The sequence below is a fragment of the Limosilactobacillus panis genome, assembly GCF_019797825.1.
Classification (GTDB): domain Bacteria; phylum Bacillota; class Bacilli; order Lactobacillales; family Lactobacillaceae; genus Limosilactobacillus; species Limosilactobacillus panis_A.
The window spans coordinates 704,217-729,023 of record NZ_CP081855.1 but is presented as its reverse complement, the minus strand read 5'-3'; the positions used below and the strand labels follow the sequence as shown (position 1 = coordinate 729,023).

At 48.3% G+C, this 24,807-nt stretch carries 25 protein-coding genes, 1 tRNA gene and 1 pseudogene; 4 read left to right on the top strand and 23 right to left on the bottom strand.

All coding sequences use genetic code 11. From position 1 onward, the window contains the following. Window positions 1-14 precede the first annotated feature (14 nt). The 14 genes from KZE55_RS03375 to KZE55_RS03310 all read right to left on the bottom strand — a co-directional run bounded on the left by KZE55_RS03375 (window position 15) and on the right by KZE55_RS03310 (window position 12,481). A complete protein-coding gene (locus KZE55_RS03375) occupies window positions 15-971 on the bottom strand; it encodes a F0F1 ATP synthase subunit gamma (protein WP_222259283.1) in 957 nt (318 codons plus the stop codon). A 34-nt stretch (window positions 972-1,005) separates the two neighbouring features. Next, complete coding sequence (gene atpA / locus KZE55_RS03370) at window positions 1,006-2,538, bottom strand: F0F1 ATP synthase subunit alpha (protein WP_222259281.1); 1,533 nt, start codon at window positions 2,536-2,538, stop codon at window positions 1,006-1,008. A 32-nt stretch (window positions 2,539-2,570) separates the two neighbouring features. Continuing rightward, entirely contained in the window at window positions 2,571-3,113 is a 543-nt protein-coding gene (gene atpH / locus KZE55_RS03365; protein WP_222259279.1) for an ATP synthase F1 subunit delta, read from the bottom strand. Next, window positions 3,103-3,621 (bottom strand): F0F1 ATP synthase subunit B, encoded by a 519-nt coding sequence (gene atpF, locus KZE55_RS03360; protein WP_047767999.1) that lies wholly within the window; start codon window positions 3,619-3,621, stop codon window positions 3,103-3,105. The genes atpH and atpF overlap by 11 nt, the downstream gene beginning before the upstream one ends. Window positions 3,622-3,664: 43 nt before the next feature. Further along, window positions 3,665-3,883, bottom strand: a complete 219-nt coding sequence (gene atpE / locus KZE55_RS03355) for a F0F1 ATP synthase subunit C (protein WP_047767997.1) — start codon at window positions 3,881-3,883, stop codon at window positions 3,665-3,667. 24 nt (window positions 3,884-3,907) lie between these two features. Beyond that, window positions 3,908-4,615, bottom strand: coding sequence for a F0F1 ATP synthase subunit A (gene atpB / locus KZE55_RS03350; RefSeq protein ID WP_047767991.1), 708 nt, complete (start codon window positions 4,613-4,615; stop codon window positions 3,908-3,910). Window positions 4,616-5,031: 416 nt separating this feature from the next. After that, a complete protein-coding gene (locus tag KZE55_RS03345) occupies window positions 5,032-6,060 on the bottom strand; it encodes an IS30 family transposase (protein WP_222259277.1) in 1,029 nt (342 codons plus the stop codon). A gap of 124 nt (window positions 6,061-6,184) precedes the next feature. After that, complete coding sequence (locus KZE55_RS03340; RefSeq protein ID WP_222259275.1) at window positions 6,185-6,952, bottom strand: YibE/F family protein; 768 nt, start codon at window positions 6,950-6,952, stop codon at window positions 6,185-6,187. Then, on the bottom strand, window positions 6,949-8,004 hold the full coding sequence (locus KZE55_RS03335) for a YibE/F family protein (protein ID WP_222259884.1): 1,056 nt from the start codon (window positions 8,002-8,004) through the stop codon (window positions 6,949-6,951). Before KZE55_RS03335 ends, KZE55_RS03340 begins: the two co-directional genes overlap by 4 nt. A gap of 175 nt (window positions 8,005-8,179) precedes the next feature. After that, the gene (gene upp / locus KZE55_RS03330; RefSeq protein ID WP_047767987.1) at window positions 8,180-8,815 is read right to left on the bottom strand and encodes a uracil phosphoribosyltransferase; all 636 of its coding nucleotides are present in this window, start codon (window positions 8,813-8,815) and stop codon (window positions 8,180-8,182) included. Between the two features lie 91 nt (window positions 8,816-8,906). Then, a complete protein-coding gene (locus tag KZE55_RS03325; RefSeq protein WP_222259273.1) occupies window positions 8,907-9,935 on the bottom strand; it encodes an L-threonylcarbamoyladenylate synthase in 1,029 nt (342 codons plus the stop codon). Window positions 9,936-9,940: 5 nt separating this feature from the next. Then, window positions 9,941-10,810, bottom strand: coding sequence for a peptide chain release factor N(5)-glutamine methyltransferase (gene prmC, locus KZE55_RS03320; protein ID WP_222259271.1), 870 nt, complete (start codon window positions 10,808-10,810; stop codon window positions 9,941-9,943). Then, on the bottom strand, window positions 10,803-11,891 hold the full coding sequence (gene prfA / locus KZE55_RS03315; protein ID WP_222259269.1) for a peptide chain release factor 1: 1,089 nt from the start codon (window positions 11,889-11,891) through the stop codon (window positions 10,803-10,805). Before prfA ends, prmC begins: the two co-directional genes overlap by 8 nt. 2 nt (window positions 11,892-11,893) lie before the next feature. Beyond that, window positions 11,894-12,481, bottom strand: a complete 588-nt coding sequence (locus tag KZE55_RS03310) for a thymidine kinase (protein ID WP_222259267.1) — start codon at window positions 12,479-12,481, stop codon at window positions 11,894-11,896. Window positions 12,482-12,667: 186 nt separating this feature from the next. Here KZE55_RS03310 and KZE55_RS03305 point away from each other — a divergent pair, with 186 nt between their 5' ends. Genes KZE55_RS03305 through KZE55_RS03295 form a run of 3 tightly spaced genes read left to right on the top strand, consistent with a single transcriptional unit; the run spans window position 12,668 to window position 15,022 of the window. Further along, window positions 12,668-14,014, top strand: a complete 1,347-nt coding sequence (locus KZE55_RS03305; RefSeq protein WP_222259265.1) for a Mur ligase family protein — start codon at window positions 12,668-12,670, stop codon at window positions 14,012-14,014. Then, window positions 14,007-14,714: a type 1 glutamine amidotransferase gene (locus KZE55_RS03300; RefSeq protein WP_222259263.1), complete on the top strand. Its 708-nt coding sequence runs from the start codon at window positions 14,007-14,009 to the stop codon at window positions 14,712-14,714. Before KZE55_RS03305 ends, KZE55_RS03300 begins: the two co-directional genes overlap by 8 nt. An 11-nt stretch (window positions 14,715-14,725) precedes the next feature. Beyond that, window positions 14,726-15,022 (top strand): hypothetical protein, encoded by a 297-nt coding sequence (locus KZE55_RS03295; protein WP_222259261.1) that lies wholly within the window; start codon window positions 14,726-14,728, stop codon window positions 15,020-15,022. Between the two features lie 57 nt (window positions 15,023-15,079). On the opposite strand, the gene KZE55_RS03290 is transcribed toward KZE55_RS03295, so the two are convergent. The 6 genes and pseudogenes from KZE55_RS03290 to KZE55_RS03265 form a co-directional block, all read right to left on the bottom strand. Continuing rightward, on the bottom strand, window positions 15,080-16,150 hold the full coding sequence (locus KZE55_RS03290) for an NAD(P)-dependent alcohol dehydrogenase (RefSeq protein WP_222259259.1): 1,071 nt from the start codon (window positions 16,148-16,150) through the stop codon (window positions 15,080-15,082). A gap of 94 nt (window positions 16,151-16,244) precedes the next feature. Continuing rightward, window positions 16,245-16,703 (bottom strand): arginine repressor, encoded by a 459-nt coding sequence (locus tag KZE55_RS03285; RefSeq protein ID WP_222259257.1) that lies wholly within the window; start codon window positions 16,701-16,703, stop codon window positions 16,245-16,247. A 157-nt stretch (window positions 16,704-16,860) separates the two neighbouring features. Beyond that, complete coding sequence (locus tag KZE55_RS03280; RefSeq protein WP_222259255.1) at window positions 16,861-17,877, bottom strand: serine hydrolase domain-containing protein; 1,017 nt, start codon at window positions 17,875-17,877, stop codon at window positions 16,861-16,863. A 68-nt stretch (window positions 17,878-17,945) separates the two neighbouring features. Continuing rightward, window positions 17,946-19,791, bottom strand: a pseudogene (locus KZE55_RS03275) (ABC transporter ATP-binding protein). Beyond that, complete coding sequence (locus KZE55_RS03270) at window positions 19,757-21,517, bottom strand: ABC transporter ATP-binding protein (protein WP_222259254.1); 1,761 nt, start codon at window positions 21,515-21,517, stop codon at window positions 19,757-19,759. The pseudogene KZE55_RS03275 and the gene KZE55_RS03270 overlap by 35 nt, the downstream one beginning before the upstream one ends. Further along, entirely contained in the window at window positions 21,510-21,986 is a 477-nt protein-coding gene (locus tag KZE55_RS03265) for a MarR family winged helix-turn-helix transcriptional regulator (RefSeq protein WP_222259252.1), read from the bottom strand. Before KZE55_RS03265 ends, KZE55_RS03270 begins: the two co-directional genes overlap by 8 nt. Before the next feature lie 209 nt (window positions 21,987-22,195). Between KZE55_RS03265 and KZE55_RS03260 the strand changes: the two genes are divergently transcribed. Next, a complete protein-coding gene (locus KZE55_RS03260; protein WP_222259250.1) occupies window positions 22,196-22,723 on the top strand; it encodes a hypothetical protein in 528 nt (175 codons plus the stop codon). Between the two features lie 678 nt (window positions 22,724-23,401). Here the strand turns inward: KZE55_RS03260 and KZE55_RS03255 are convergent. The 3 genes from KZE55_RS03255 to KZE55_RS03245 all read right to left on the bottom strand — a co-directional run bounded on the left by KZE55_RS03255 (window position 23,402) and on the right by KZE55_RS03245 (window position 24,798). After that, window positions 23,402-23,474 (bottom strand) — tRNA-Glu (locus tag KZE55_RS03255). Between the two features lie 73 nt (window positions 23,475-23,547). Further along, window positions 23,548-23,877: a hypothetical protein gene (locus KZE55_RS03250; RefSeq protein ID WP_222259248.1), complete on the bottom strand. Its 330-nt coding sequence runs from the start codon at window positions 23,875-23,877 to the stop codon at window positions 23,548-23,550. A gap of 57 nt (window positions 23,878-23,934) precedes the next feature. Further along, entirely contained in the window at window positions 23,935-24,798 is an 864-nt protein-coding gene (locus tag KZE55_RS03245; protein ID WP_222259246.1) for an NAD(P)-dependent oxidoreductase, read from the bottom strand. Window positions 24,799-24,807 lie beyond the last annotated feature (9 nt).

Sequence of the window (24,807 nt, the reverse complement as noted above, 5' to 3'; positions counted from 1 at the left end):
TCCTACGTTAGAAATTATTCTTGTGCTGTCATCCCACCGGTAATTTCAGTGATTTCCGTAGTGATAGCAGCCTGCCGCGCACGGTTATACTGCAATTCCAATGTTGAAATAATATCATCAGCATTGTCAGTTGCAGACCGCATGGCATTCGCACTTGAGGAGTGTTCAGATGTCTTAGCATCCAAAATAGCTCCATATAATAAACTTTCTGCATATTGGGCAACCAATGCAGAAACAATCACCGTATCCGATGGCTCAAATTCATACTCAGCCGAAACATGGGCCGCAGTTACATCACTATTGTCAAGTGGTGTCTTGCCCTTATCTTTTTCAGGCATACTTCCCTCATCGTCAAGTAATGAATGTTCCGTAATTGGCAGAATATCATGGGCAATGACATGGGAAGTAATCCGGTTAACGTAGTGGCTAAATACCAAATACATTTCGTCGAATACTTGGTCATTGTACATTTGAACCGCCGTCCGGACAATCGGGAGAACCTCACGGAACAACGGAACATCGCTAACACCAGAATACTGGTAAATAATGTTCATGTCCTGTTTCTTCAAGAATTCGGTCCCCGTCTTACCAACCGTCAGGAAAACAGTGTTGTCTTTATTAAGATTGTGCTCCTTCATCAGGGCCATCGTTTGCTTGAGAATATTACTGTTGTAACTTCCCACTAGGCCCCGATCTGATGTAATTACGAGTATTCCAGTCTTCTTTACTGGACGCTTTTTAAATAGTGCAGCGTAAACATCATCCTGTGAAGCAGCAGATGTTGCACTGTGAGATTTAACCAGATCAGCCAACATTTGCTTAACCTTCTCAGCATAGACCTCGTAGGTTTGAGTGTGGTGTTGAATTTGATTCAGTTTAGCAGTTGAAACCATCTGCATGGCAGAGGTAATCTGCCGCGTACTCTTCGTTGATTCAATTTTATGTTTAACTGCAGCAAGTGAAGCTGGCACTAAATCTCACCGTCCTTTCGACTAGTATTATTCATTACTTTTGTGTAGCTTTCTTCTTGTCATCACTAGTTTGGAATGACTTTGTGAAGTCCGCAACGGCATTGTGCAGGCCGTCGCCTTCTGGCAACTTACCTGACTTTTGAATACTATCGTAAAGGTCTTGGTGATTTGCGTGCATGTAAGCAGCTAATTCACTCTCGTAACGTTGAACATCATCCAACGGAATCTTATCAATGAATCCCTTCGACAGGGCATACAGGGTCACAACCTGTTGAGAAACAGTTTGTGGTTCGTGCAGGCCCTGCTTCAGAACTTCCATCGTCCGTTGACCACGGGACAACTTGGCTTGGGTCGCTTCATCCAGGTCAGAACCGAATTGGGCAAATGATGCCAATTCGTTATAGGAAGCAATATCCAACCGTAAGGTCCCAGCAACCTTCTTCATAGCCTTAACTTGGGCGTCACCACCAACCCGGGAAACAGAGGTACCGGCATCAATGGCTGGACGTTGGCCGGCGTAAAATTCATCAGAATCCAGGAAGATCTGACCGTCAGTAATGGAAATAACGTTAGTTGGAATATATGCAGAAACGTCCCCGGCCTGGGTTTGAATAATTGGCAAAGCAGTCATTGAACCACCACCAAGGTCATCAGACAACCGGGCAGCCCGTTCCAGTAACCGTGAGTGGGTGTAGAAAATATCACCTGGGTATGCTTCACGGCCCGGTGGACGACGCAGAATCAATGAAAGTTCACGGTAAGCATCAGCCTGCTTTGAAAGGTCATCATAAACAATCAAAACATCTTTGCCACCGAACATGAACTCTTCACCCATTGCGGCACCGGCATATGGTGCGATGTACAGCATTGGTGCTGGGTTTGAAGCACTAGCTGAAACAACGATGGTGTAGTCTAAGGCACCGTAACGACGAAGGGTTTCGACGTTCGCCTTAACGGTTGATTCCTTTTGACCAATGGCAACGTAAATACAAATTACGTTTTGGTCCTTCTGGTTAATGATCGTGTCAAGGGCGATAGCAGTCTTACCAGTCTTCCGGTCACCAATAATCAACTCACGCTGACCACGACCAATTGGAACTAAGGCATCAATCACCTTAATACCAGTTTGAAGAGGCACACTAACACTCTTCCGCTCCATAACCCCAGGAGCCTTCCGTTCAATTGGACGCGTCTTGGTCGTCTTGATCTCACCAAGGCCATCCAGTGGACGACCTAATGGGTCAACAACCCGTCCTAATAATTCATCACCGACGGGTACTTCCATGATTCGACCCGTCCGTTTAACGGTGTCACCTTCGCGGATACCACTAAAGTCACCTAAAATAACGATACCGACATCGTTACTTTCGAGGTTTTGGGCCATCCCGTAAACACCGTTGCTAAATTCGAGCAACTCACCAGCCATGGCATTTTCCAAGCCATCGGCACGAGCAACACCATCACCAACGTAGGTTACCGTCCCGGTTTCTTCAACAGAAACTTGGTTTTGGTAGTTGGCAAGTTGCTTCTTGATGAGTGAACTGATTTCCTCAGTTTTAATGCTCATAAAGGTCTCACCTCTTTAACAAAAGATCTATTTTATCTAACTAGTAAACGACGAATTTGCTTAATCTTTGAGCTGAGGCTACCATCAAGCGTCTTATGGTCAGCATGAACAATAACCCCACCTAAAATTTCAGGATCTACACTTTCGTTTAATACAACCTCGTTAGCACCAAAACGCTTTGCCAGGTTGGCCGAAAGTTGGTCCCGTTGTTGTTTATCGAGTTGGATCGCTGTAACAACGTCAGCATGCATCCGCTTATTCTTAGCGTCATACCGCCGTTCAAACTCATCAATAATCGCGACCATACAATCCATGCGGCCGTAATCAAAAAGCATTTGAATCAGGTTCTTAACATACTGGGAAGCACCCTGCTGCAAGTCACTGACCAACGCTTTTTTATCATCGAGGGACATTTGAACCCCTGCCAAAGCAGATTCCAGTCCTTCGTTGTCCTCAAAGACTTGGCGTAATGCAATTAGTTCTTGATAAGTTTGATCGACTTCGTTGTCTGCATCGACCAATTCAAACAGTGCCCGTGCATAACGGCGAGCAACCGTCTTCTTATCAAGACTCATAATCTACCAACCCTTCGATGTAGGAGTCGATCAATTCCTTTTGATCGTCTGCCTTTAATTCTTTTTGGATGAGCTTGGAAGCAATCTCAATAGATAAGTTTGCAACGTCATCCTTAGCACCGTTCAAGGCGTCACGACGTGCTTGTTCAGCATCTTGTTGTGCCTGTTGCTTAAGTGCTTGAGCATCATTTTGTGCTGCTTCAACAATTTGTGCTCGTTGTGTTTCGGCTGACTTCTTGGCATTGTTAACAATGTCAGCAGCTTCTTGACGTGAATTTTGCAGTTCAGCTTGACGCTTAGCAGCCATCTTTTCGGCATTTTCACGGGACTTAGCAGCATTGTCAATGTCACTGGCAATCTTATCTGCCCGTTTCTTCATCATGTTAGTAACCGGGCCCCAAGCAAAGTGCTTGACCAGCAACATCAGGATAATGAAGGTGACAATGTAGAAAATCAAGTCGCCAACGTATAAACTGTTCGATTCAGCTAACACATTGTTCACAAACATCTATTGACACCTCCTTGTCTAAAAATAAAAGTGATTACAACAATTACTTGTTCATAACAAGGAAGCCGATAACAATAGCAATAATAGGCATGGCTTCAATCAAACCAACACCAATGAACATCGTTGCTTGTAAACGACCTTGTAATTCTGGTTGACGTGCAATACTGTCAACAGTGTGTCCAATTAAGATACCATCACCGATACCACCACCGATAGCAGCACCCATAGCTGCGATACCTGCAGCAATTGCTCCTAATGCCATTTTTAAATTCCTCCTTAGAGATTATTATTCGGAAACCTTCCGAGAAATATAAACCGTCGTTAATGTTACAAAGACATATGCCTGAATTGAACCAATAAAGATTGAGAATCCTTGCCATGCAAGCTCCAGCAGCAATCCTGGAATAATTGTCAAGACGCCATGAGAGAATGCCATATTAGCAATTAAACTCATCAACAGTTCACCGGCAAAAATGTTACCAAAGATACGGAGACCCAGCGTTAAGAAGTTAGCAAAGTCTTCAATGATGTTAATAGGCAGCATCAGGGTAAATGGCTTCGTGTAGTTCTTCAGGTAACCACCAAGGCCATTATGAGCGACTCCCGCAAAGTGTGCGAGTGCCATTACCATCAGTGAGAATGTTAACGTAACAACGGGGTCCGCCGTAGGACTTCTAAGCACTTCGGCACCATTCCAATGGAATTGGAACAGCAAGCCGAACTGGTTGGCGAAGAAGATGAAGACAAACAGAACAAAGGCAAAGAAACTATAGTGTCCCCGCTCTGAAGCTGGCATCTGGCTCCGCACAATCCCATTCGTGAAGTCAATCAGCCACTCAAGAACGTTTTGAGCACCCTTTGGCTTCATTTGAATCTTTCGTGACATCCCGTAAAGAGTGAAGAACACGATTGCGTAGATAATCAGTCCAGAGACTATGTTCGTTGTATTGAACGTCAGTCCGAAAAGCTTAAAAGTTAAAGCATCACCGCCCATTCATATTCCACCTCTTTCCTTATAACAATAATTTGGCTGTAAATTGGAAAACGTCGCAAAGAAAAACGAATTAGCCCAAGTTACGTTAGTAATATTATCATCATTCAGGGCAAATATCAAAAAACATTAGATAAATGGAACAATTTCCAACAACTGTTCTTCCCCGTCATTAAGCGCTTTCGTGAATTTAATTGAGACAATTGAAATTAGTTTATTATTAATACTAACCGAATTTTAATTCTTTTCTTTATCAGCATTTAATTCTTTGCATCCGGATAAATCTCCTGAAAGAAAAATGACGGAGGAATCCCCTTCGTCATTAATATTTTAAATTCAGTTTATTAAAATTAGGAATCTCCTCAATTGTCAAGTTAAGTGCAACACTAATGGCCTATTCTTATAATTGGTCTAGAAAGTTAAACCAGTTGTGGCATAACATCCGCTGGACAACTATAGCTTAAACAGCGGCGGGGACGGTGATTCAGCGTGTCTTGAACCAACTGCAGATCCACTAATGAGAGGTTTTTAAAGGAATGCCCCTTTGGGAAGAACTCTCTTAATTGACCATTCACATTCTCATTAGTGCCCCGTTCCCAGGGAGAATATGGATGGGCAAAGTAGATTTCCGTTCCTTGAACCTGATTTAAACTAGCGAATTCCGAGCCGTTGTCAAACGTGATCGTCCGAAAGTTTTCTGCACCGTAATCATCAATCGTATCTTGGAGGGCTTGCCGGCAAGTCTCTGCCCGGTAATCAGGCAATTTAACGATAATTTCCATCCGGCTAACTCGCTCGGTTAACGTCATTAAAGCTGGCTCGGACTCAACCCGTTTGGCTTTCACTAAGTCGCCTTCCCAATGGCCCAACTCCTGACGTTTCCGAACCACTGCGGGCCGGTCTTCAATGGACTGTCCAAGCCGTTTTTTATTCAGGCGGGCATGTCGGTGATTCGGGCGTTTAACGCGGCGACGTAGCTTCATGGGTAAATCATAGTTGTGAAGCTCCGGGAGCTTGCCAGCCTCGATATACCGATAGACCGTAGCCGTTGATGGGCAGGGAAAGCCCGGGTAATGAGCTTTGAAATAGTGGACATACGTATCGACACTGAAAACTCGTGGCTTAGCTTTTAAAGCTTTCGGCAGGGACTTGAAGAACACGGCAGCCCGCTGCAGTAAACCTTTGGGGTGACACTTGGCCCGCTGTTCTCGATAGTAAGCCGCCCCGCGCTCGGTAAAGTAGCCCTGATATGACCGATGTTTCTGGGAATCAATCTGGGTGGTTAACCCGCGTTTTAATTCGCGAGAAATGGTGCTGGGACTCCGGTGAAGCCGGCTAGCGATCTGACGAACGCCAAATCCTAATCGAGTCAGGGACTCAATTTGACCGCGTTCAAAAGATTGGAGTTGTTGGTAATGCTTAGGCATGATATTCTTAGTTTGGGTCATGAAGACACCTATCCTTATCTGTTGATTTTGTCGTTAATAATAAGAATAGGCCTTCATGGCCTTTTAAGCTAGTCTAATTGGTCTAGTTATCAAGTGTTGCACTTCAATTTTAAATCGGGGAAAATTAGGAATCTTGTTTATCAGCAATTTTATGTCGCCGCCTCGTCATTATCCAGGCCGTCGTGGGGACCGTCAGTAGAACGCCGACAAATGAAATTAGGATTTCAATCATCTCCGCCACGAAGATTTTATTATTCATGATTGTTCCCAACGAGTAGTTGAGGCCGGCAAACCAGATGAAGAGGGCCAAGAAGCCACCGAAGAAGCCGAAGAACAGGGTGTTAAATGTTGTTCCGATGATCTGGCGGCCAATTGTCATCCCACTGACCATCAGCTGGCGGTTACCAACTTCCGGATGGGCCTGGAGGATTTCGGTTAAGCCCGCTGCGATTGCCATCGCCGCTTCCGCAATTGCCCCCAGCGTACTGAGGGTGGTGACCGTTACCGTAACCTTGAAGTAGCTGATCCCGATCAGAATCGACATCCCCTCCAGGTCATCGCTATCCTCGGTCCCGAAGCCCTGGACCATCGCCCAGTGTTCAACCACAAAGATAAGGACAATCAAAATTGCGGTAACGATTAGTGCGGCATAGAAGGCAGTGACCGTTGTCCGCAGGTCGTCCTCCCCCATAAAGATGGTAATGGCCAGGATGATAATTCCCGTTGTGATCGTCACAAAGAGCGGCGGCACATGAAAGGCAATCAGAACAATTGCAAAGTACAAGAAGCCAAAATTTAGAATCAAACTTAGAAAAGCCGTCCACCCCTGCTTGCCGCCGACCGCAACCATTAGGATCAAGAGGACAATGCCCAATGCAGTAATGGTTGTCATTTTTTCTGCCTCCCCAGAAGTAACGCACCGAATCCACTAACGAGCGGTACGGCCAGGACAATGCCAATCCCGCTGACCAAGCTCTGGACCGTCCCCAGACTCATGTTCATGGCAAAGGTGTAGCCCCAGGAATTACCGTTCTTAATATAAAGGAGGCTAGACGTAAAGGTCTCGGTCATAAAGATCAAAAACAGGACGTTAATCAGTGGCCCCATGATGGACTTACCGACGTTTCGCCCTGACATGAAGAGCGCACCCCGGCCAATCCGCGGGTTCAGCTGTTTAAGTTCAAACAGGGTCGCAATAATATCACTCGACTCATCCATCACTGCCCCCAGGGAGCCCAGCAGGGTTTCCGCAACAAACAGCGGCCGCGGAACCTGAGTTACATACTGCATCGATTCGTAGTAAATTCCCCGTTCGTGGGTCCAGGAAAAGACAAGGAGGCTTAACCCCAGGGCGAGGAAGGTCCCCAGCAGCGTCGCCGCTACGGTTGCCAACATTTTCATGGTGGGCCCCAGAATCAGTAAGAGGCTGACGACGGTAAAGATAACCGCCAGGGTACCAAAGATTAGCAGGACATGTTGGCCATTGTTCTTAAGGTCAATTTCAATTGCAATAATAAAGAGTAGGGAGTTAACAACGACACTCGCCAGGGCCAGCGAACCAGCTCGCCCCATCATCATTATCAGCATCAGGCAGACTAGCCAGCTCAAGAAGACGACCACGGTGTCACGCTTGTAGCCCGCCAGGTTAGCACTCAGTTGGTGGTGTCTCTTCCGTAACTGGGTCAAGAAAATCTGGTCACCGACATGGTAGCGCTGGTCCATCGGCTGGGAATCACTATAAGTGTTGCTGACCTGCAGCCGTTGACCCCGGTAACGCGTATTCATCAAACGGACAGTCAGTGTCTGGTTATGCTCATGATCAATGTTTTTAAACTGGTCGCTTGTTCGCTGGACTGTCCCCGCTTTAACCGCCTCCACCCGGGCAATTGGCCGCCGGTAGAAGCGCTGATTATGGCTCGTAAAGAGGAGGGCAACCGCACCCATCACCAGCAAAATGATGAACAAGGGCAGCCGTCTGCTTATCCAACCGTGACTCACAATTTTTCATCCCTTCACAATAAACTAGCTGTCATTGTACCCCTCAAACAAAACAAAAAAAACCACCGTCCAAAAACTTTACGTTTTCGTAACGGTTGGCTTTCCCTTTAATTGTTACTAATTACTTCGTACCGAAGAGCCGGTCACCGGCATCACCAAGGCCGGGCACAATGTAACCATCTTCGTTCAGGTGGTCATCTAAGGCAGCGGCGTAAAGGTCAACGTCTGGGTAAGCTTCCCGGACGGCCTTAACACCTTCAGGAGCAGCAACCAAGCAGGCAAACTTCATGTTCTTTTCTTGGCAGCCACGCTTCTTCAAGGCCTCAATTGCCATCATTGCAGACCCCCCAGTGGCAAGCATTGGGTCAACGATGAACAATTGCCGTTCAGTGATATCATTTGGCAGCTTTACAAAGTATTCGTGAGGCTTCAGTGTTTCTTCGTCACGGTACATGCCGATAAAGCCAATCTTGGCAGCGGGAATCAAGTCAGTCATCCCATCAACCATTCCAAGACCAGCCCGCAGGATTGGGATAATGGCAACTTTTTTACCAGCCAATTCCTTCTTGGTGGTCTTAGCAATTGGCGTTTCAACTTCCACGTCCTTCAGTGGCATGTCCCGTGCAACTTCATAGGCCATCAGGGTTGAAATTTCCTTAACTGTTTCCCGGAAAAACTTCGTCCCTACATTCTTGTCCCGAATCATTGTCAACTTGTGTTGAATCAGTGGGTGATCCATAACTTCAAATTTACCCATGCCAAATACACTCCTTTGAATTTCTCCCCTATTTTACCAAAAAAAAGGAGAAGTTGTTAGCTTCTCACCTTAATTTTTAAAACTTTGCTCATTATTTTACTTGCTGGGAATCAAAATGGACACCACCAGCAGATTTGTTCAGTCGGTTCATGTAAGCACCACCGAGGTCGTGGGCAGGGAACGCTTGGGTGACGATTGCCTTAACGTTTGGCTGGTCATCAAATTCCCGCAAACCATCAAAAAGGCGGGCACTCGCGTCGGTAACGTTCTTACCAAGGGAGAACTGGACGGCATTCATCGGCAGGTTTAAGCCCTTCAAAACATCTTCCGTGGCCATGAAGCCAACATCAAATGGTTGCTCACCGACCCACTTGGCAACCATGGTCCAGTCGGTCCCATCATCAACAATGTAAACCTGGGCGCTCGGGGCGTAGTGCTTGTACTTCATTCCCGGGGCCTTCGGAATCTCGTTCTTGCCAACCTTATGGTGGTTCAGGTCAATTGACCCAATGACACTCTCAATGTCTTTCTTGGTAACGGCACCTGGTCGGAGAATGACCGGGGTATCCGTCGACATGTCCAGGACCGTTGACTCAACCCCGACCCGGGTCGGTCCATTATCCAGGATTCCAGTAATCTTACCGTTCAGGTCGTGGTAAACATGTTGTGCAGTGGTTGGACTCGGCTTTCCTGATGTGTTGGCGGAAGGCCCCACCATTGGGACACCAGCCTTGCCAATCAGATCTAGCGTCGGTTGGCAGTCTGGAAAACGGAAGGCAACTGTATCCAAGCCTCCAGTAACCGTCTTCGAGAGGGCCCCCTTCTTGATCTTAAGGATAATTGTTAGCGAGCCCGGCCAGAAGGCCTTCATCAGCTTCCGAGCGTTATCCGGAATCTCAGCCGCGTACTTTTCAACCATGGCCACCGAGTTAACATGGACAATCAACGGGTTATCGCTTGGCCGGCCTTTGGCCAAGTAAACGTTCTTCACCGCGGCCTCATTGGTGGCATCAGCCCCTAAGCCGTAGACGGTTTCGGTTGGAAAGGCCACTAATTCACCATGTTTCAGGGCGGCGGCCGCCTCGTCAATCTGGTTTAATTGATAAATTTTCGTGTTCATTCTTACTAATTTCCTCCTGCGCCAGAAAAATCCCATGCATGCATCATCCTCATCTTACCAGCCACATCATGGCGAACCGTGATTGTGGCATTTTTATCACATCTTTTAAGAAGCTCCTGAATACTGTCCTCCTGGTCGTAACTGGTCTCGGCAAAGACTTGCCCGTCAGCCGTCAGGTGAGCACCCACCTGGGTAAACAGGCGGTGGTAGAAGCCCAGGCCATGTTCGTCAGCAAACAGGGCCAGCGGTGGTTCGTATTTTAGTACGGCCCGGTCCATCTTATCCTTAGCAGCCGAATCAATGTAAGGTGGGTTGGTGACAATCAGGTCAAAGCGGGCACCCACCAACTGGTCAAATAAGTCACTGGTAACCGTTTGAACCTTAGCCCCCAGATAATCAGCATTTTCCCGCGCAACTGTCAGGGCCGCAGGGGAAACATCCGACAAGGTGACCCGCCAGTTAGGCCGCTCCATGGCCAAGGTAATTCCAATCACCCCGCTACCGGTCCCAAGATCCAAGACCTCCAGGGGAGTAGTCGTCTTAACCATCGCCAGGACCCAGTCAACCAGTTCAGCTGTCTCCGGTTCAGGAATCAAGACATCCCTAGTAACCCGGAAAGGCCGGCCGTAAAAAGTGGTCTTGCCAACGATGTACTGGGCAGGCACGTTCTTTAATAGCTGCTTGACCGCTGCTTCAAACCACTCCTGCTCGTCTGCTGGCATCAGGTCACGGTTATGCAACAAAAGGTGGGTCGTGTCCCAACCATGGCGCTGCTCAAGCAGGAACTGGGGAGCACCCGGGTCGACTGGACTGTCCTGCAGTGCTTTTTGCGCCCACCGCTGGGCCGCAAAGTAGGTCCAGGCAGCCCTATTCATTGCGCAGTTGCTCCAACTTCTTCGTCTGGTCAGCCACAATCAACGCTTCAATAATCTCGTCAAGGTCCCCAGACATAACCTTATCCAGCTTGTTCAAAGTCAGACCAATCCGGTGGTCAGTAACCCGGTTTTGGGGGTAGTTATAGGTCCGAATCCGTTCCGAACGGTCCCCGGTTCCAATGGCATTCTTCCGCTTTTCATCGTAAGCATTCTGTTCCTTTTGTTGGTAGTAGTCGTAGACCCGGGACTTCAAAATCCGCATGGCCTTAGCCCGGTTTTGCTGCTGGGAACGTTCATCCTGCATGGCAACCACGATCCCGGTTGGTAAGTGGGTCATCCGGACCGCGGAAGATGTCTTGTTGACGTGTTGTCCACCGGCACCACTGGACCGGTAAACATCAACCCGGATATCCTTGGGGTCAATGTCCACGTCGACGTCCTCGGCTTCTGGCATGACGCCGACAGTGGCGGTTGAGGTGTGCACCCGGCCGGCGGATTCAGTAACGGGAACCCGTTGAACCCGGTGGGCGCCATTTTCAAACTTTAGCTTGGAGTACACCTTGTCACCAGTAATCGTTAGGGCAATTTCCTTAAAGCCCCCGACTTCGGTTTCGTTCTTATCAACGACTTCGACCTTCCACCCCTGCTTTTCTGCGTAATGCAGGTACATGTTATAAAGGTCGGCCGCAAACAGGCTGGCTTCATCCCCACCAGCGGCACCCCGGATTTCCATAATGATGTTCTTATCGTCATTCGGGTCCTTCGGGATTAAGAGAACTTCCAGCTCCTTTTCCAACTTAGCCTGCTGGTCACGGGACGTGGACAGCTCGTCCTTGGTCATGGCCGTCAGATCTGGGTCGTCGGTCTCCCGCAGCATCTCTTCGTCATCTTTAATCGTCTTGGTGACCTTCTTATATTCGTTGTACTTTTCAACGGTTTCCCGTAAACTCCCCTCTTCCTTGGAGAGTTTCATAAACCGTTGGGAGTCGGCAATTACTTCTGGATCACTAATCAGTTCGTTTAATTCATCATAGCGGTCCGCAACTGCTTGCAGCTTATCAAAGATTTCTGAAATTTCCATTATCAATTCTCCTCTTTTTTATTTAATAAAGGGTGAAAGTAGTGTTTTCGGCAGACCGGGTAGTAGGATTCGTTACCACCAATCTGAACCTGTTCACCCTCATAGACCGGTTTGCCATCATGAATACGCAGGTTCATCGTCGCCTTGTGTGGACAGAACCAACAAATCGTCTTCATTTCCTCAATTTTATCAGCGTAGATTAGGAGGTACTTGGTGCCTTCAAACAGTTCGTTACGAAAATCGTTTTTGAGGCCAAAGGTCATTACCGGAATATTCAGCTCGTCAACAATCTTAATTAATTGTAAAACATGCCGCTTTTTAAGGAACTGCGCCTCATCAATCAAAACACAGTATACCTTGTGGTCAACCGACCTCACATAGTCATAGATATTAGTGTCATCCATCACCGGTTTGACTTTCCGCTTCAAACCAATCCGGCTGGCGATGATTCCCTCACCAGAACGGGTATCGACCCCGCTCGTCATTAAGACAACCGGCTTTCCTTGTTCCTCATAATTGTGGGCAACCTTGAGAATATCAATCGACTTTCCCGAATTCATTGCCCCATATTTGAAAAATAGCTGTGCCACTTTATAACTGCCCCTTTTTTTCATAGTCCTTTTAATTATATCGGAAAGCAGTCGGCTTTTAAACTATTCAAGCCGGGCGAAGGGTAAATGATAAGTTAAGGTTAAGGTTCTTTCTTTTTATTCCCATAAAGCTTAAAATAAGGAGTATTTATCTGGAGAGATCAAAATTGAAAGGAGTAGTTGACAATGTCAGTTCGAAGTTCATTTGCTGAACTTGCTGGCCGTTCCAGTTACCGGTTCCTGCACCATTTTTTTAACGGGGGGAGCTCACTGCCGGGAAAATTAACGCTCAAGCTAGACCCAAACATTTTACAGGCCTTTAGCAAACGGTATGACCTGGTAATTGTCACTGGAACAAATGGCAAGACATTAACCACTGCCTTAAGCGTCCGGGTACTACGTGAAAAGTACGACCAGGTCCTCACCAACCCCACGGGGTCAAACATGGAACAGGGAATCGTGACGACCTTTATCACTGCCCCCCGGTCTAAGAAAAGGGGGCTGGCCGTCCTCGAAGTCGACGAAGCAAACGTGGTAAAAGTCACCAAGTACATCACCCCCATCGCCTTTGTTTTCACAAACATTTTCCGGGACCAGATGGACCGCTACGGGGAAATCTACACAACCTATGCTAAAATTCTTAAGGGTGTTAAGCTGGCACCGCACGCGACAATCATTGCTAACGGTGATGAACAGCTTTTTCATAGTAAGGACCTGCCCAACCCAGTAATCTATTACGGCTTTAACCACGAGTACCGTCCGGCCTTCCATGCCCCGGCAAACACCGATGGCCTACTGTGCCCGAAGTGCCAGCACATTCTGCAGTATCACATGCGGACCTACGCCGGGTTAGGTGACTATTTCTGTCCCCACTGCGGTTTTCACCGGCCAAGGCTGACTTACGCAGTGAACAAGTTGGGAAAGATGACACCGACCCAGTCGTCATTTGAAATTGATGGACAACCGTTCACCATTAAGATTGGGGGGCTTTATAACATTTATAATGCCCTGGCCGCTTATACTCTCGGCCGCTTTCTAAATGTATCGCCGGTCCAGATTAAGCACGCCTTTGAGGCTGACGAAAAGGTCTTTGGCCGCCAGGAGGTCATCAATGTTGAGGGCAAGGCCGTCACATTGATTTTGGTGAAGAACCCGGTGGGCTTAAACCAGGTTCTTGATATGATTGAAACCGACCCTAAGCCGTTCAGTTTTGTCTTCCTGCTCAATGCCAAGTATGCTGACGGGATCGACACTAGTTGGATTTGGGACGGTAACTTCGAAAAGCTGGCTCGATCAGACATCCGGCAGTACATGACCGGTGGGGAACGCTATAAAGACATCACCACCCGGCTGACAATGGCGGGGATCGATAATGTCTGGCACGAGCCTAATTTGGAAAAGGTACTGGGCAAAATCAAGCAGCTGCCAAGCCAGCACGTCTACGTTCTGGCCACTTACACGGCCGTCCTACAATTCCGCAAGCTGCTCAGTGAAAAGGGCTATTTTAAAAAAGGAGGAAAGCACAATGGCTAAGTTCCACCTCAAGCTCGCCCACCTTTATGGTGACTTGCTTAATACATATAGTGACATTGGTAATATCATTGCCCTCCAATACTATGGTAAGATGATGGACGCTGAGATTGAAAGCCAGGTTATCAGCATTGACGACCAATTCAATCCGGAGGCCTTTGATCTGGCCCTCTTTGGTGGGGGCCAGGACTATGAACAACTAGTGGTTTCTCGCGACCTGCCAAACAAGAAGACCGCCCTGACGAAGTTTATTAATGAGGGGAAGCCCCTCCTCGCTATCTGTGGCGGTTACCAGCTCCTCGGCAAGTACTATATTGGGGCCAACGGTGAGAAAATTCCTGGCCTGGGGATTCTCAATCATTACACCCTCAGCCAGGACAATAACCGCTTCATCGGCAATATCACCATCAAGAATGAGGAGACCGGTGAGGAGTACCATGGTTTTGAAAACCACAACGGGCGGACCTTCCTAGGGGATGGCGAACGACCACTAGGCAAGGTTATCACCGGGCACGGCAATAATGGTGAAGACGGGACCGAGGGGGCCATCTACAAGGCAACCTATTGTTCCTACTTCCATGGTCCGATTCTGACCCGAAACGGGGAAATCGCTAAGCACCTATTACTTATTGCCCTTCACAACAAGTACCCGGACGCCGACTTGAGTAGACAAAAAGCCCTCAAGATTGTCTCAACATTCTAGGGGTGATACTAATGGAAAATGGCTACTGTTTCCTCCTTGCCGCAGTCTTCTTGATTGAAAGCTTCTATGAAGTGCGCTTGTATGCTTTCCTACAGGTGGCGATCCACCACCCCCGTGCACAAGGCAAGCAGGAACAAATCAAACGGGTAATTTATTGGGAACGCCGTTGGAACTGGGGATCTTGGATCCTGATTATCCTCCTCCTCTTTGCTCCAGGGCGCTACAACACATTGCTCATGGCGGTCATCACCCTAATTGAGACGATCGTCGTCTACCGGATGGACCGGATTAAACAACAACTGATTTAAAATATTAAGGGAGTTGGAAAAGCCAGCAAAGCTTTTTCCAACTCCCCTTTTGTTTGTTTAGTCGATGTCATCACAGTAAACAACTGGCTTGATTAGGTCAGCAGGCTTATTGTGCATCAGTTCCAAGGCATCCGGAATCTTTTCGAAGCCGTGGAACTTGTGGGTAATCATCAGTGAAGGATCCAGCCGGCCGTTGGTAATCAGGCTTGCCAGCTTTTCCATTCGCAGACGGCCACCCGGCATCAGGCCACCATCGATGGTGATGTTGGACATTCCAACACCCCAGTCACCAGCCTTAATTTCAATTGTGTGGTTACCATTCAGGTAAGCAACGTTACCAATTGATCCACCCGGCTTCGTCATCCGGGCTGCCTGGTCAAAGGTATGTTCAGTGTCACCACCGGCAATCAGAACTCGGTCAACTCCCTTGTTATCGGTCAACTTGAGGATTTGATCAGCAATATCACCGTTGTGGTAGTCAATAATGTCCGTGGCGCCATACTTCTTGGCCACTTCAACTGTCTTGGGCCGGGAACCAACGGCAAAAATTCGGCCGGCCCCATGTAGAACCGCACCACGTAGGGCCATCAAGCCAACCGGGCCAATCCCGATAACGGCAACGGTATCACCAAATTCAACGTGGGCCATCTCGTCAGCATGGAAACCAGTTGGAATCATGTCAGACAGCATGCAGGCAACACCGGGGTCCATTCCTTCTGGCATATGGGCCAGGTTACCGTCAGCATCGTTAACATGGAAGCGGGTTGCGAAAACCCCGTCCTTGAAGTTTGAGAACTTCCAGCCGGCCAACATCCCACCAGAGTGAGAAGCAAAGCCTGCTTGTGAGTTCAGGTCAGACCAGTCAGGGGTAACTGCTGGTACCAAGACCTTGTCACCCACTTTAAAGTCCTTAACTTCGTCACCAACCGCGACAATCTCTCCACATGCTTCGTGCCCTAAAATCATGTTATGACGAGGGCCAATGGCATTCTCGTAAACGGTGTGAATGTCAGAGGTACATGGGGCAACGGCAAGTGGCTTAACCAGCGCATCACGGTGATCCAGTTTAGGATCATCCTTTTCGATAAAGCCAGTTTCGTTTGGACCAATCATTGCAAAACCACGCATATTTGGTTCCACCTTTCTAAAAACAAAAGTATCATCCAACAAATTAAAATTAACATGTGGTTGATGCTTTTGCAAGTGTTATCACCGCTCTTAACTAACCAAGGTGGTCCGTTATTAGCTTATTAACAGCCTGGGCATCTTCCGGTGTCTTGCTGATCAGAATAAGGGTATCATTCCCTGCCAGGGTCCCGATCACTTCCGGAACGTCCAACTCGTCAAACATCCCCGCAAGGATAGTGGCGTAACTTGAGTTGGGCTCGGTCTTGACTACGTTTAAGAACTGCACCGTCTCAACGGTCTGCACGTTGTTATGAATGCCCAGGTACAGGCGGTCATAGTTATGGGCTGGATCCTTTTGCAGTTGAACATAGTAGGTGTGGCCAGTCCCATCACTTGCCTTAACAATATTTAGCATATGGATATCACGTGAAATGGTTGCCTGCGTGGTCTCAATTCCGGCATCATTGAGCAGCCTTAAAAGTTCGTCCTGGGTCTCGATTTTGCGTTCACTCACGAGCTGCTCGATATATTTACGTCGTGCCTTACGATCCATTCGGCTCCCCCCTTTTAGTAATTTTTATTCATTTCCTCAGATATTTATTAATAATCATAAACAATTACCACTAAATTGTCAACGGAAGGCGGGCTTAATTTAACAGTGTTTATTCATGATTTTAATTTTATGGAGGCCGAATGAATAAAAATTAATTTCAAGCCATTTCACGAAGGTAGGTCGCGAAAATCTGGTCGCGGCAGTCAAGGTAACTCTGGTCGCGCGCCGTCGGATGGACGCGATTGGTCAAAACGACCATCCCCTGGTCAGTCTGCCGGTCGAGAATCATCCAGGTACCGGTAAAGCCGGTGTGGCTGATCAAGTAGTGGCGGTCAGCCTGCCGTGAGTGCAGGAGCTTCCACCCCAGAGACCGGCTATGTTCACCGGGAATCGGCGTCTGGTCAGTGAAGAACATGTCAACCGTCTTACCATCCAACAAATCAGCCAAGTTGTTTTCAATTAGTGCCCGGCCGTAGATTTCGAGGTCAGTTAGATTAGCAAACATCCCCGCACACCCACAGTGCTTCCCCAGGATGTATCCCTTAGGATCGTGGACCTGCCCGCGAATAAGGCCCCGCTTGGGCTGAATCTCAGTAGGTACACAGTTTGCTGGGTCAGGAGTAAAGGTCGCTCCAGTCATCTTCAGTGGCTTGAGCACCCGGGCGGTGATGACGTCCTGGACGGGCTGCTGGCAGATTTCTTCAATGATCCATCCGAGGTACAAGAAGTTAACGTCCGCGTACCGAATCTGGCGGTCAAGGGAGCTATCGACGTGCAGTGCCGTCAAGAAGGCCCGCTTCAGTGCTGCCGGCGCCAGTTCGTTACGGTGGGGAATATAGCCGGTGATCCCCGAGGTATGGGTCAAGAGGTTACGAATTGTCGGTCGGGGGTCCGTAAAATCTGGTAGGTACTCCTTTACCGAATCATCAAGGGCCAACTTCCCTTCTTGCAATAATTGGGCAACCACGGGGACCGTTCCGACGACCTTGGTCAACGAAGCGAGGTCGTATTGCATCCCCTCCCTTAACGGTTCCGGAAAGGGCCTCGTTTGGGCTAGTCCCCGCACCTGCTTGATTTCTTCCGGCCCATCAAAAATCAGGTAACTGATCCCGGGAACAATGCCGTCATGGACCAGCTGGTCTAACTGTTGAGTCGTTTGCTGATAGGATTTCATGATTTACCTTCTTTAAAATAAAACTGCTGTCGTAGACCCCTATTCTACCACAGCAGTTTTCTAGTTATTTAGATGTTATTACCTAAAAATTGACTGTTGTACAGGTCGGCATAGAAGCCGTTCTTGGCCATCAGCTGGTCATGATTCCCAGTCTCAATGATGTGTCCGTGGTTAACCACGATGATCTGCTCGGCATTCCGGATGGTTGAGAGCCGGTGAGCAACCACAAAGCTCGTCCGGTTCTTCTGCAGGTCATTCATTGCTGACTGGATAAGGGCCTCTGCCCTGGTATCTACCGAACTGGTGGCCTCATCCAGGATCAGAATCTCCGGGTTGGCGAGGAAGGCCCGGGCAATTGTCAGCAACTGTCGCTGTCCCTGGGAGATATTCGACGCTGACTCGTTCAGAACCGTTTGGTAGCCATCAGGCAGCTCCCGGATGCTCCCGGATGAAGCTGTCTGCGTGGGCCATTCTGGCCGCCTGGTGGACCTCCTCTGCGGTGGCGTCTTCACGACCATACTTGATGTTGTCATAGATGGTTCCCGTGAAGAGCCAGGTATCCTGGAGGACCATCCCAATGTGACTCCGTAAGTCGTCCCGGGTCATTGAACGCGTGTCATGGCCATCGAGGTAGATATGGCCGCCCTTAATTTCGTAAAAACGTTCTAGGAGGTTGATTATGGTCGTCTTTCCAGCCCCCGTTGGCCCAACGATGGCGACCATATGGTTCCGGGGTGCTTTGAGGTTAAAGTTCTCAATCAGCGGTTCGTCCCCATAACTAAAGCGGACGTCTTTAAACTCGACTTTTGGTACCGGCTGCTCCGTTCGGGACTGGTCTGGAACTAGGTTTTCGTCCATCTCGGGAGCGTCCAGGATCTCAAAGATCCGCTCCGCCGAGGCGACCGTCTGTTGGATAGTGCTACTGAGGTTAGCCACCTGGGTAATCGGTTGGGAGAACTGGTTGGTGTATTGCAGGAACGCCTGGACGTTCCCCAAGGTAATCCGTCCGTTAATGACGGCAAAGGCCCCCGCTACCGCTACCAGGAGGTAACCAAGGTTCCGGATAAAGTTCATCATGGGGAAGATCAGGACAGAAAAGAACTGGGCCTTCCAGGCGGCCTGGTAGTACTCGTGGTTCTTCTTAGCAAACTGCTTTTCTTCATCCGATTCCTTGTTGAAGGTCCTAACGATGGTGTGCCCGGCGTAGGTTTCTTCGACTTGACCGTTGATTTTCCCCAGGGCCGCCTGCTGCCGACTGAACAGCCGCTGGGCGGTTGGGGCAACAAAGGTCACGACCATCAGGCTCAGGGGAATCATCACGAAAGCCACCAGGGTCAGCTTCCAACTAATAGTAAGCATCAAAACGAGAACCCCGATAAAGGTGATTGAACTTGTGATTATTTGAATCAGACTTTGCTGGAGGGTCCCGGCAATATTATCCATATCATTAACCATTCGGCTCATGATGTCCCCGTTGCTGTGGGTATCGTAAAATTTAACCGGAACACGGCTCATCTTCTCCTTCAGGTCCTGGCGAAGGTTATAGACCACCTTCTGCGAGATCCGGGTCATGATAATCTGTTGAATAAAGGAGAAGAGTCCGGAGAGAACATACAGGAAAGCCACGGTCACACCAATCTCAAAGATGCGGTGAAAGTCAATCGGCAAACTGGTCAAGTGGTGACCGGCATGGATCTCTCGGTACCCTTTCATGACCCCATCGTAGATAATCGTGGTTGCCTCCCCTAAAATCTTCGGGGAAATAATGGAGAAGATCACCGAGGCAATTGCCAGGAGGATGGCAATGATTACCCCGTACTCCCATGGCTGCAGATAGGCAACCAACCGTTCTGTTGTTGGCCAGAAGTGTTTGGGTTTATCAATCTTTCTTGGTCCGCGATGCACGTTCTTCATCCCCCTTCTGAATTTGTGAGTCAACAATCTGCTGGTAGGTCTTGTTTTCGGCTTTTAGTTGAGCATGGGTACCCTGGCCAACGACCTCTCCTTCATCGAGGACGATGATCAGATCCGCATCGGCCACTGTGGAAACCCGCTGGGCAACAATTACCGTAACCGCCTGTTGAATCTGGGGATCCTTCCGCAGGGCCAGCCGGAGTTCAGCATCGGTCTTAAAGTCCAACGCGGAGAAGGAGTCATCAAAGATATAGACGGATGCCGGCTTGATGATTGTCCGGGCAATCGCCAGCCGCTGCCGTTGACCCCCGGAAAAGTTGGTCCCGTTTTGTTCAACTGGAGCGTCCAGCCCGCCCGCTTCCTTGACGAAGTCGGCCGCTTGGGCAATTTCTAGGGCGTGCCACATCTCGTCATCAGTGGCGTCCTCATTTCCAAATTGCAAGTTCGACCGAATCGTTCCCGTGAACAGGACCGCCTTCTGCTGGGTAATTGAGATTAACTTGTGGAGATCATGCTGACTGAGTTTCTTGATTGGCTGACCGTTAATGGTGATCTGACCACTCTCGACGTCAAACAGTCGCGGGATAAGATTTACCAGGGTTGATTTACAGGATCCAGTTCCCCCGATGATTGCCAAAGTTTGACCGGCGTGGACCTTGAAGTTGAGATTGTGAAGGGCCAACTTTTCAGCCCCCTGGTAGTGGAAGTTAACCTTATTGAAATCTAAAGATGCTGGGGCGTAGGGATCAATCTTGACCTGGTCATCCTGCGACACGTCAGCAACCGAGATGGACTTCTCCAAGACAGCGTTGACCCGGGCAGCGGACGCCGAGGCCCGGGGAACGAAGACGAAGACCATCGACAGCATCATAAAGCTGATCATAATTTGGGTTGCGTAGGTCATGAAGGCAATCAGGTTCCCCACCTGCATCGTCATGTTGGCAATCAGCTGACTGCCAAGCAGGATAATGCCGACATTCGTCAGGCTCAAGATTAATGTCATGACAGGTAAAAGAAAGGAAACCAAGGTGAAGGCCTTAATACCGGTTTGGGTGTAGTCCCGGTTGGCCCGCTTGAACCGCTCCTGTTCGCGGTCTTCTTCACGAAAGGCCCGGATAACCCGAACACCAGTCAGACCTTCACGAAAAATAAGGTTAATTCGGTCAGTCTTCTTCTGAATGCTCTTAAACAGTGGGACAGCAAAATACATTACGATCATTACCACCACTGCTAAGATCGGCAGGCTGATCAAAAAGACCCGGGTCAAGCGTGGTTCACGGATACAGGCCAAAACACAGGCCGCCACTAGCATGATTGGCGACTGCAGCATCATTCGGAGGACCTGAACCATCACGTTTTGAATCTGGACAATGTCGTTAGTTGACCGGGTAATCAAGGAAGAATCACCAAAGTCGTTGATCTCCTTACTCGAAAAACGGAGGACCCGATGGTAAACCTGCCTACGGAGCTTTTCACCAACCTGCATCGCCTGGGTCGAAGCGAAGTAAACATTCCCCGCCGCTGCGAGCAGGCCGATTGCGGCCACGACCAGCATGTAGGCACCATCATGCCAGATGGTTGACAGGTCTTTGAGCACAATCCCCTTATCCACTAGGTCAGAAGTAATCGTTGGTAGGTAAAGGTCACAGGCGACCTGAATGAGCATGAAAAGGACCGCTAGTGTCGTCGCCCAAGCGGTTAAGTTTTTGCGCGCAATTTTAATCATCCGTGCCACACCCCTTTCTTCCCTTTGGTAACAGGTCACCATAGTTGCAATTTAATTGTTCCTGCATCTTAGTAATCACCGTTAAAAAGGTCTGCTTTTCTTTTTTTGTTACATTTTGTAACATTTCTCTTTCAAACTGCCGGCGCTTCTCGGCGAGCTCGTGGTAAAGTTGTTCTCCCTTATCCGTCAACTTGACCCGGACGATCCGCCGGTCATTCCGGTCCCGCCAGCGGGTAATCATCTTGTTCTTGGCCAGCCGTTCAAGGACCTCACTGACGGAGCCCGGCTTTACTTTGGCAAGGTTTGCAATCTCGCGTTGTGATAAGCCGCCGTGGTGGGCAAGAAGGTGAATAATCTGGCCCTGACCACGGAAACTAGCCGGGTTATCAGGCTGTTTCATTGCCAACTGATGGACTTCCCAGATGAAATAAAACAACTGCTGAAAGAACTGATCGTCGCTCGTTGTCATTTGCTATGCCTCCCTCATTCTGATTGTTCGGTACATAATCGTTAGGTACATAACGATTATGTAGTCTACGCTCTTTAAGCAAAATTGTAAGAAAAATAATTTAAAATAACGAAACTATTACATTGTTGTTTCAAAAGTATTACAATAAAGGTGTAAAGAAATTATTACCTAACATTATTCAAATCAAAAGAGAGTAGGGGGTTGTAGCAATGACGACAAAAATGACAAAGAAAATCTTGGGTGGTGCCCTGGTAGCATTAATGACAGTTGGTTTAGCTGGTTGTGCAGAAAGCACGACACCCGCAACCAAGACGAATCATCCACAAACAGCTAAGGTTACGCAAGCGCCAAGTGCCAAGAAGGCAGGTCACGCAACGAGTGTTAAGGCCAACACTGAAACCAAGCAAGCAGCTAGTCAACCTGCTAGTCAGGTTACAACTAACCAGACTAGTGCTAGCTACACTGCTCAGCACAACGTAACTCCGCAACAAAATGTCACCCCTCGTCAAGCCGAACAAGTTGCTAACCAGTTCACGCAGGTCAGCGGCATCAAGCAACAAGCGGGTCAGACATATACAATTACCCAACCAAATGCCAAGGAAGGCTACCAAATCGATGTTCGTGACAACAACGGTGACCCGAACGTATCCCACTTGGAAGGTATCTACAAGTTCAATCCGCAAACCAACACTGTTCAACAAATGAACCCAATGACCGGTAAATTTGAAGATAAGTAGTCGAAAAGTAAAATTTCAGAATGTAGAAGGCAACTCATGATGGGTTGCCTTTTCGTTTGGATTGAAAAGAAACGCTACAACATATCAATGATATTGAGAATTGTCTGGTGTGCCTCCCTCTATATGTGAGAATAATTTACGCTATTCAATATGTAATGTTGCCTATGGATTTACTGATTGCATTGAACCTTCGTGTGACCGCTTCAAGGTCCCCGAAGATATTATTCCTAACTTGCATGTATATATTGACGATACAGAAAAACCGCCCAGCCGAAGCTAGACGGTCGTCCAAGTCGCTAAACCATGCTATAATATAGTCAATCGTAAAATATATTATATTCAACAATTAGGCTGATAGCTTAACGGTAGCGCTCTTGTTCTGGTGTACTGCAATACACCACCAGCCAAGCGCGACAAAGAACGTCGCCCAAAAGGGTCAGTCCTTTCATATTGAACTTGTGCATTGGTGGTAGCCAGTGCACTTTTTTATTATAGCAAAATTTAAAATAAAAAAACCATCACATTTTGTTGTGGTGGCCAACGCGTCGACGAGAAATTTTAGCTCAATTTTAGCTCAATTTCCTATAAAAATATATTATAAGCAGTTTCAACTAAGTTTTGAAATGCCTTTATATCAACTATTTAGCACTGTTTACGATTAAATGAAACTATTGAAAATCACCCGCACGGGGATCGAACCCGTAACTCCGCCTTGAGAGGGCGACGTCTTAACCAATTTGACCAGCGGGCAATAACGTACAAATGGAATTATACGTTATCCAATACGATCTTGTCAACATTTTTCTAAAAAGAACTAACCGATGTTACTCAAACGAGAGTTCCAGCAAATAGACATGCTTTTTCGGCAGGTGTGACGTTGTAATCCAGGCGTCATGGTAAGACTTCGCATTCCCGCCAATTTTTTGGAAGTAATAATCTAATAGGTCACCGTTCTTGGCCACGAACTCGTTAGCCAGACGGTTAACCATCAAGCGCATATTGGGGAAGTAAAAGCCGCTGTCCGCAATCTTGAGTTTATCCGAAAAGAGGATAAAGACCGTGTTAGTATACCGTGGTTCACAAAGCTTGATCAGCTCTGGATGGTGTTTCAGTTTTGTCAACACATAATAGATAGAATCAGAATTACTAGCCATTTTCTTTCTCCTTACTCGACCTATTGTATCAGGAAACGATAGGCCCGTAAAACGGTATTATTTCCACCACAGCTTAATTAACGCCTGGGTGCCATCACTACCCAATCTATCCTTATCTACTAATTTTTCATACAGGCGCTTGGCCTCTTTGGTTGCCGGCAGCTCCAGGTTCATTTTATCGGCCTCTTCCAGCGCAATCCGCAGGTCCTTAAGGAAGTGTTTAGCAAAGAATCCCGGGGTGTAATCACCCTCCAAAACCCGGGGTCCATAGTTGCTCAAGCTCCAGTTTGCTGCGGCCCCGCCGCCAACAGTCTTAATAACTTCATTTGAGTCCAGACCAGCCTGCTTTGCGTATACCAGCATCTCGGTCATCCCCGTCATCGTCCCGGCAATCATGATCTGGTTAGCGGCCTTGGCGTGCTGTCCACTCCCTGCCGGGCCAAAGTAGTGCCGCGACGCACTGAACTGGTCGAGAACGGGCGCAATCGCATCAACGTCCGTACGTTGACCACCCAGCATTACCGTCAGGGTCCCGTTTTTAGCGCCAACATCGCCACCGGAAACCGGTGCATCAATAACGCGGGCCCCCTTCTTTCCACCATCGTTCGCAATCCGCTGGGCAAGTGACGGTCGGCTGGTGGTCATGTCAACCAGGTACTGACCGGACTGGGCCACCGCCAGGACCCCATCTTTGCCATAGTAGACTTCTTCAACGTCCTGAGGGAAACCCACCATCGTAAAGACAACCTGGTTCCCGGTGGTTGCTGCCGCCGGCGTGGTAGCCCACTTTGCTCCCTGGTCAAGGACAGCCTGGGCGTGTGCCTTGGTCCGGTTATAAACCGTTACGTCATTACCATGTTTTAAGAGGTTGTTGATGATTCCAGTCCCCATCACACCAGTACCGATAAAGCCAATTTTCATTTTCCTCAG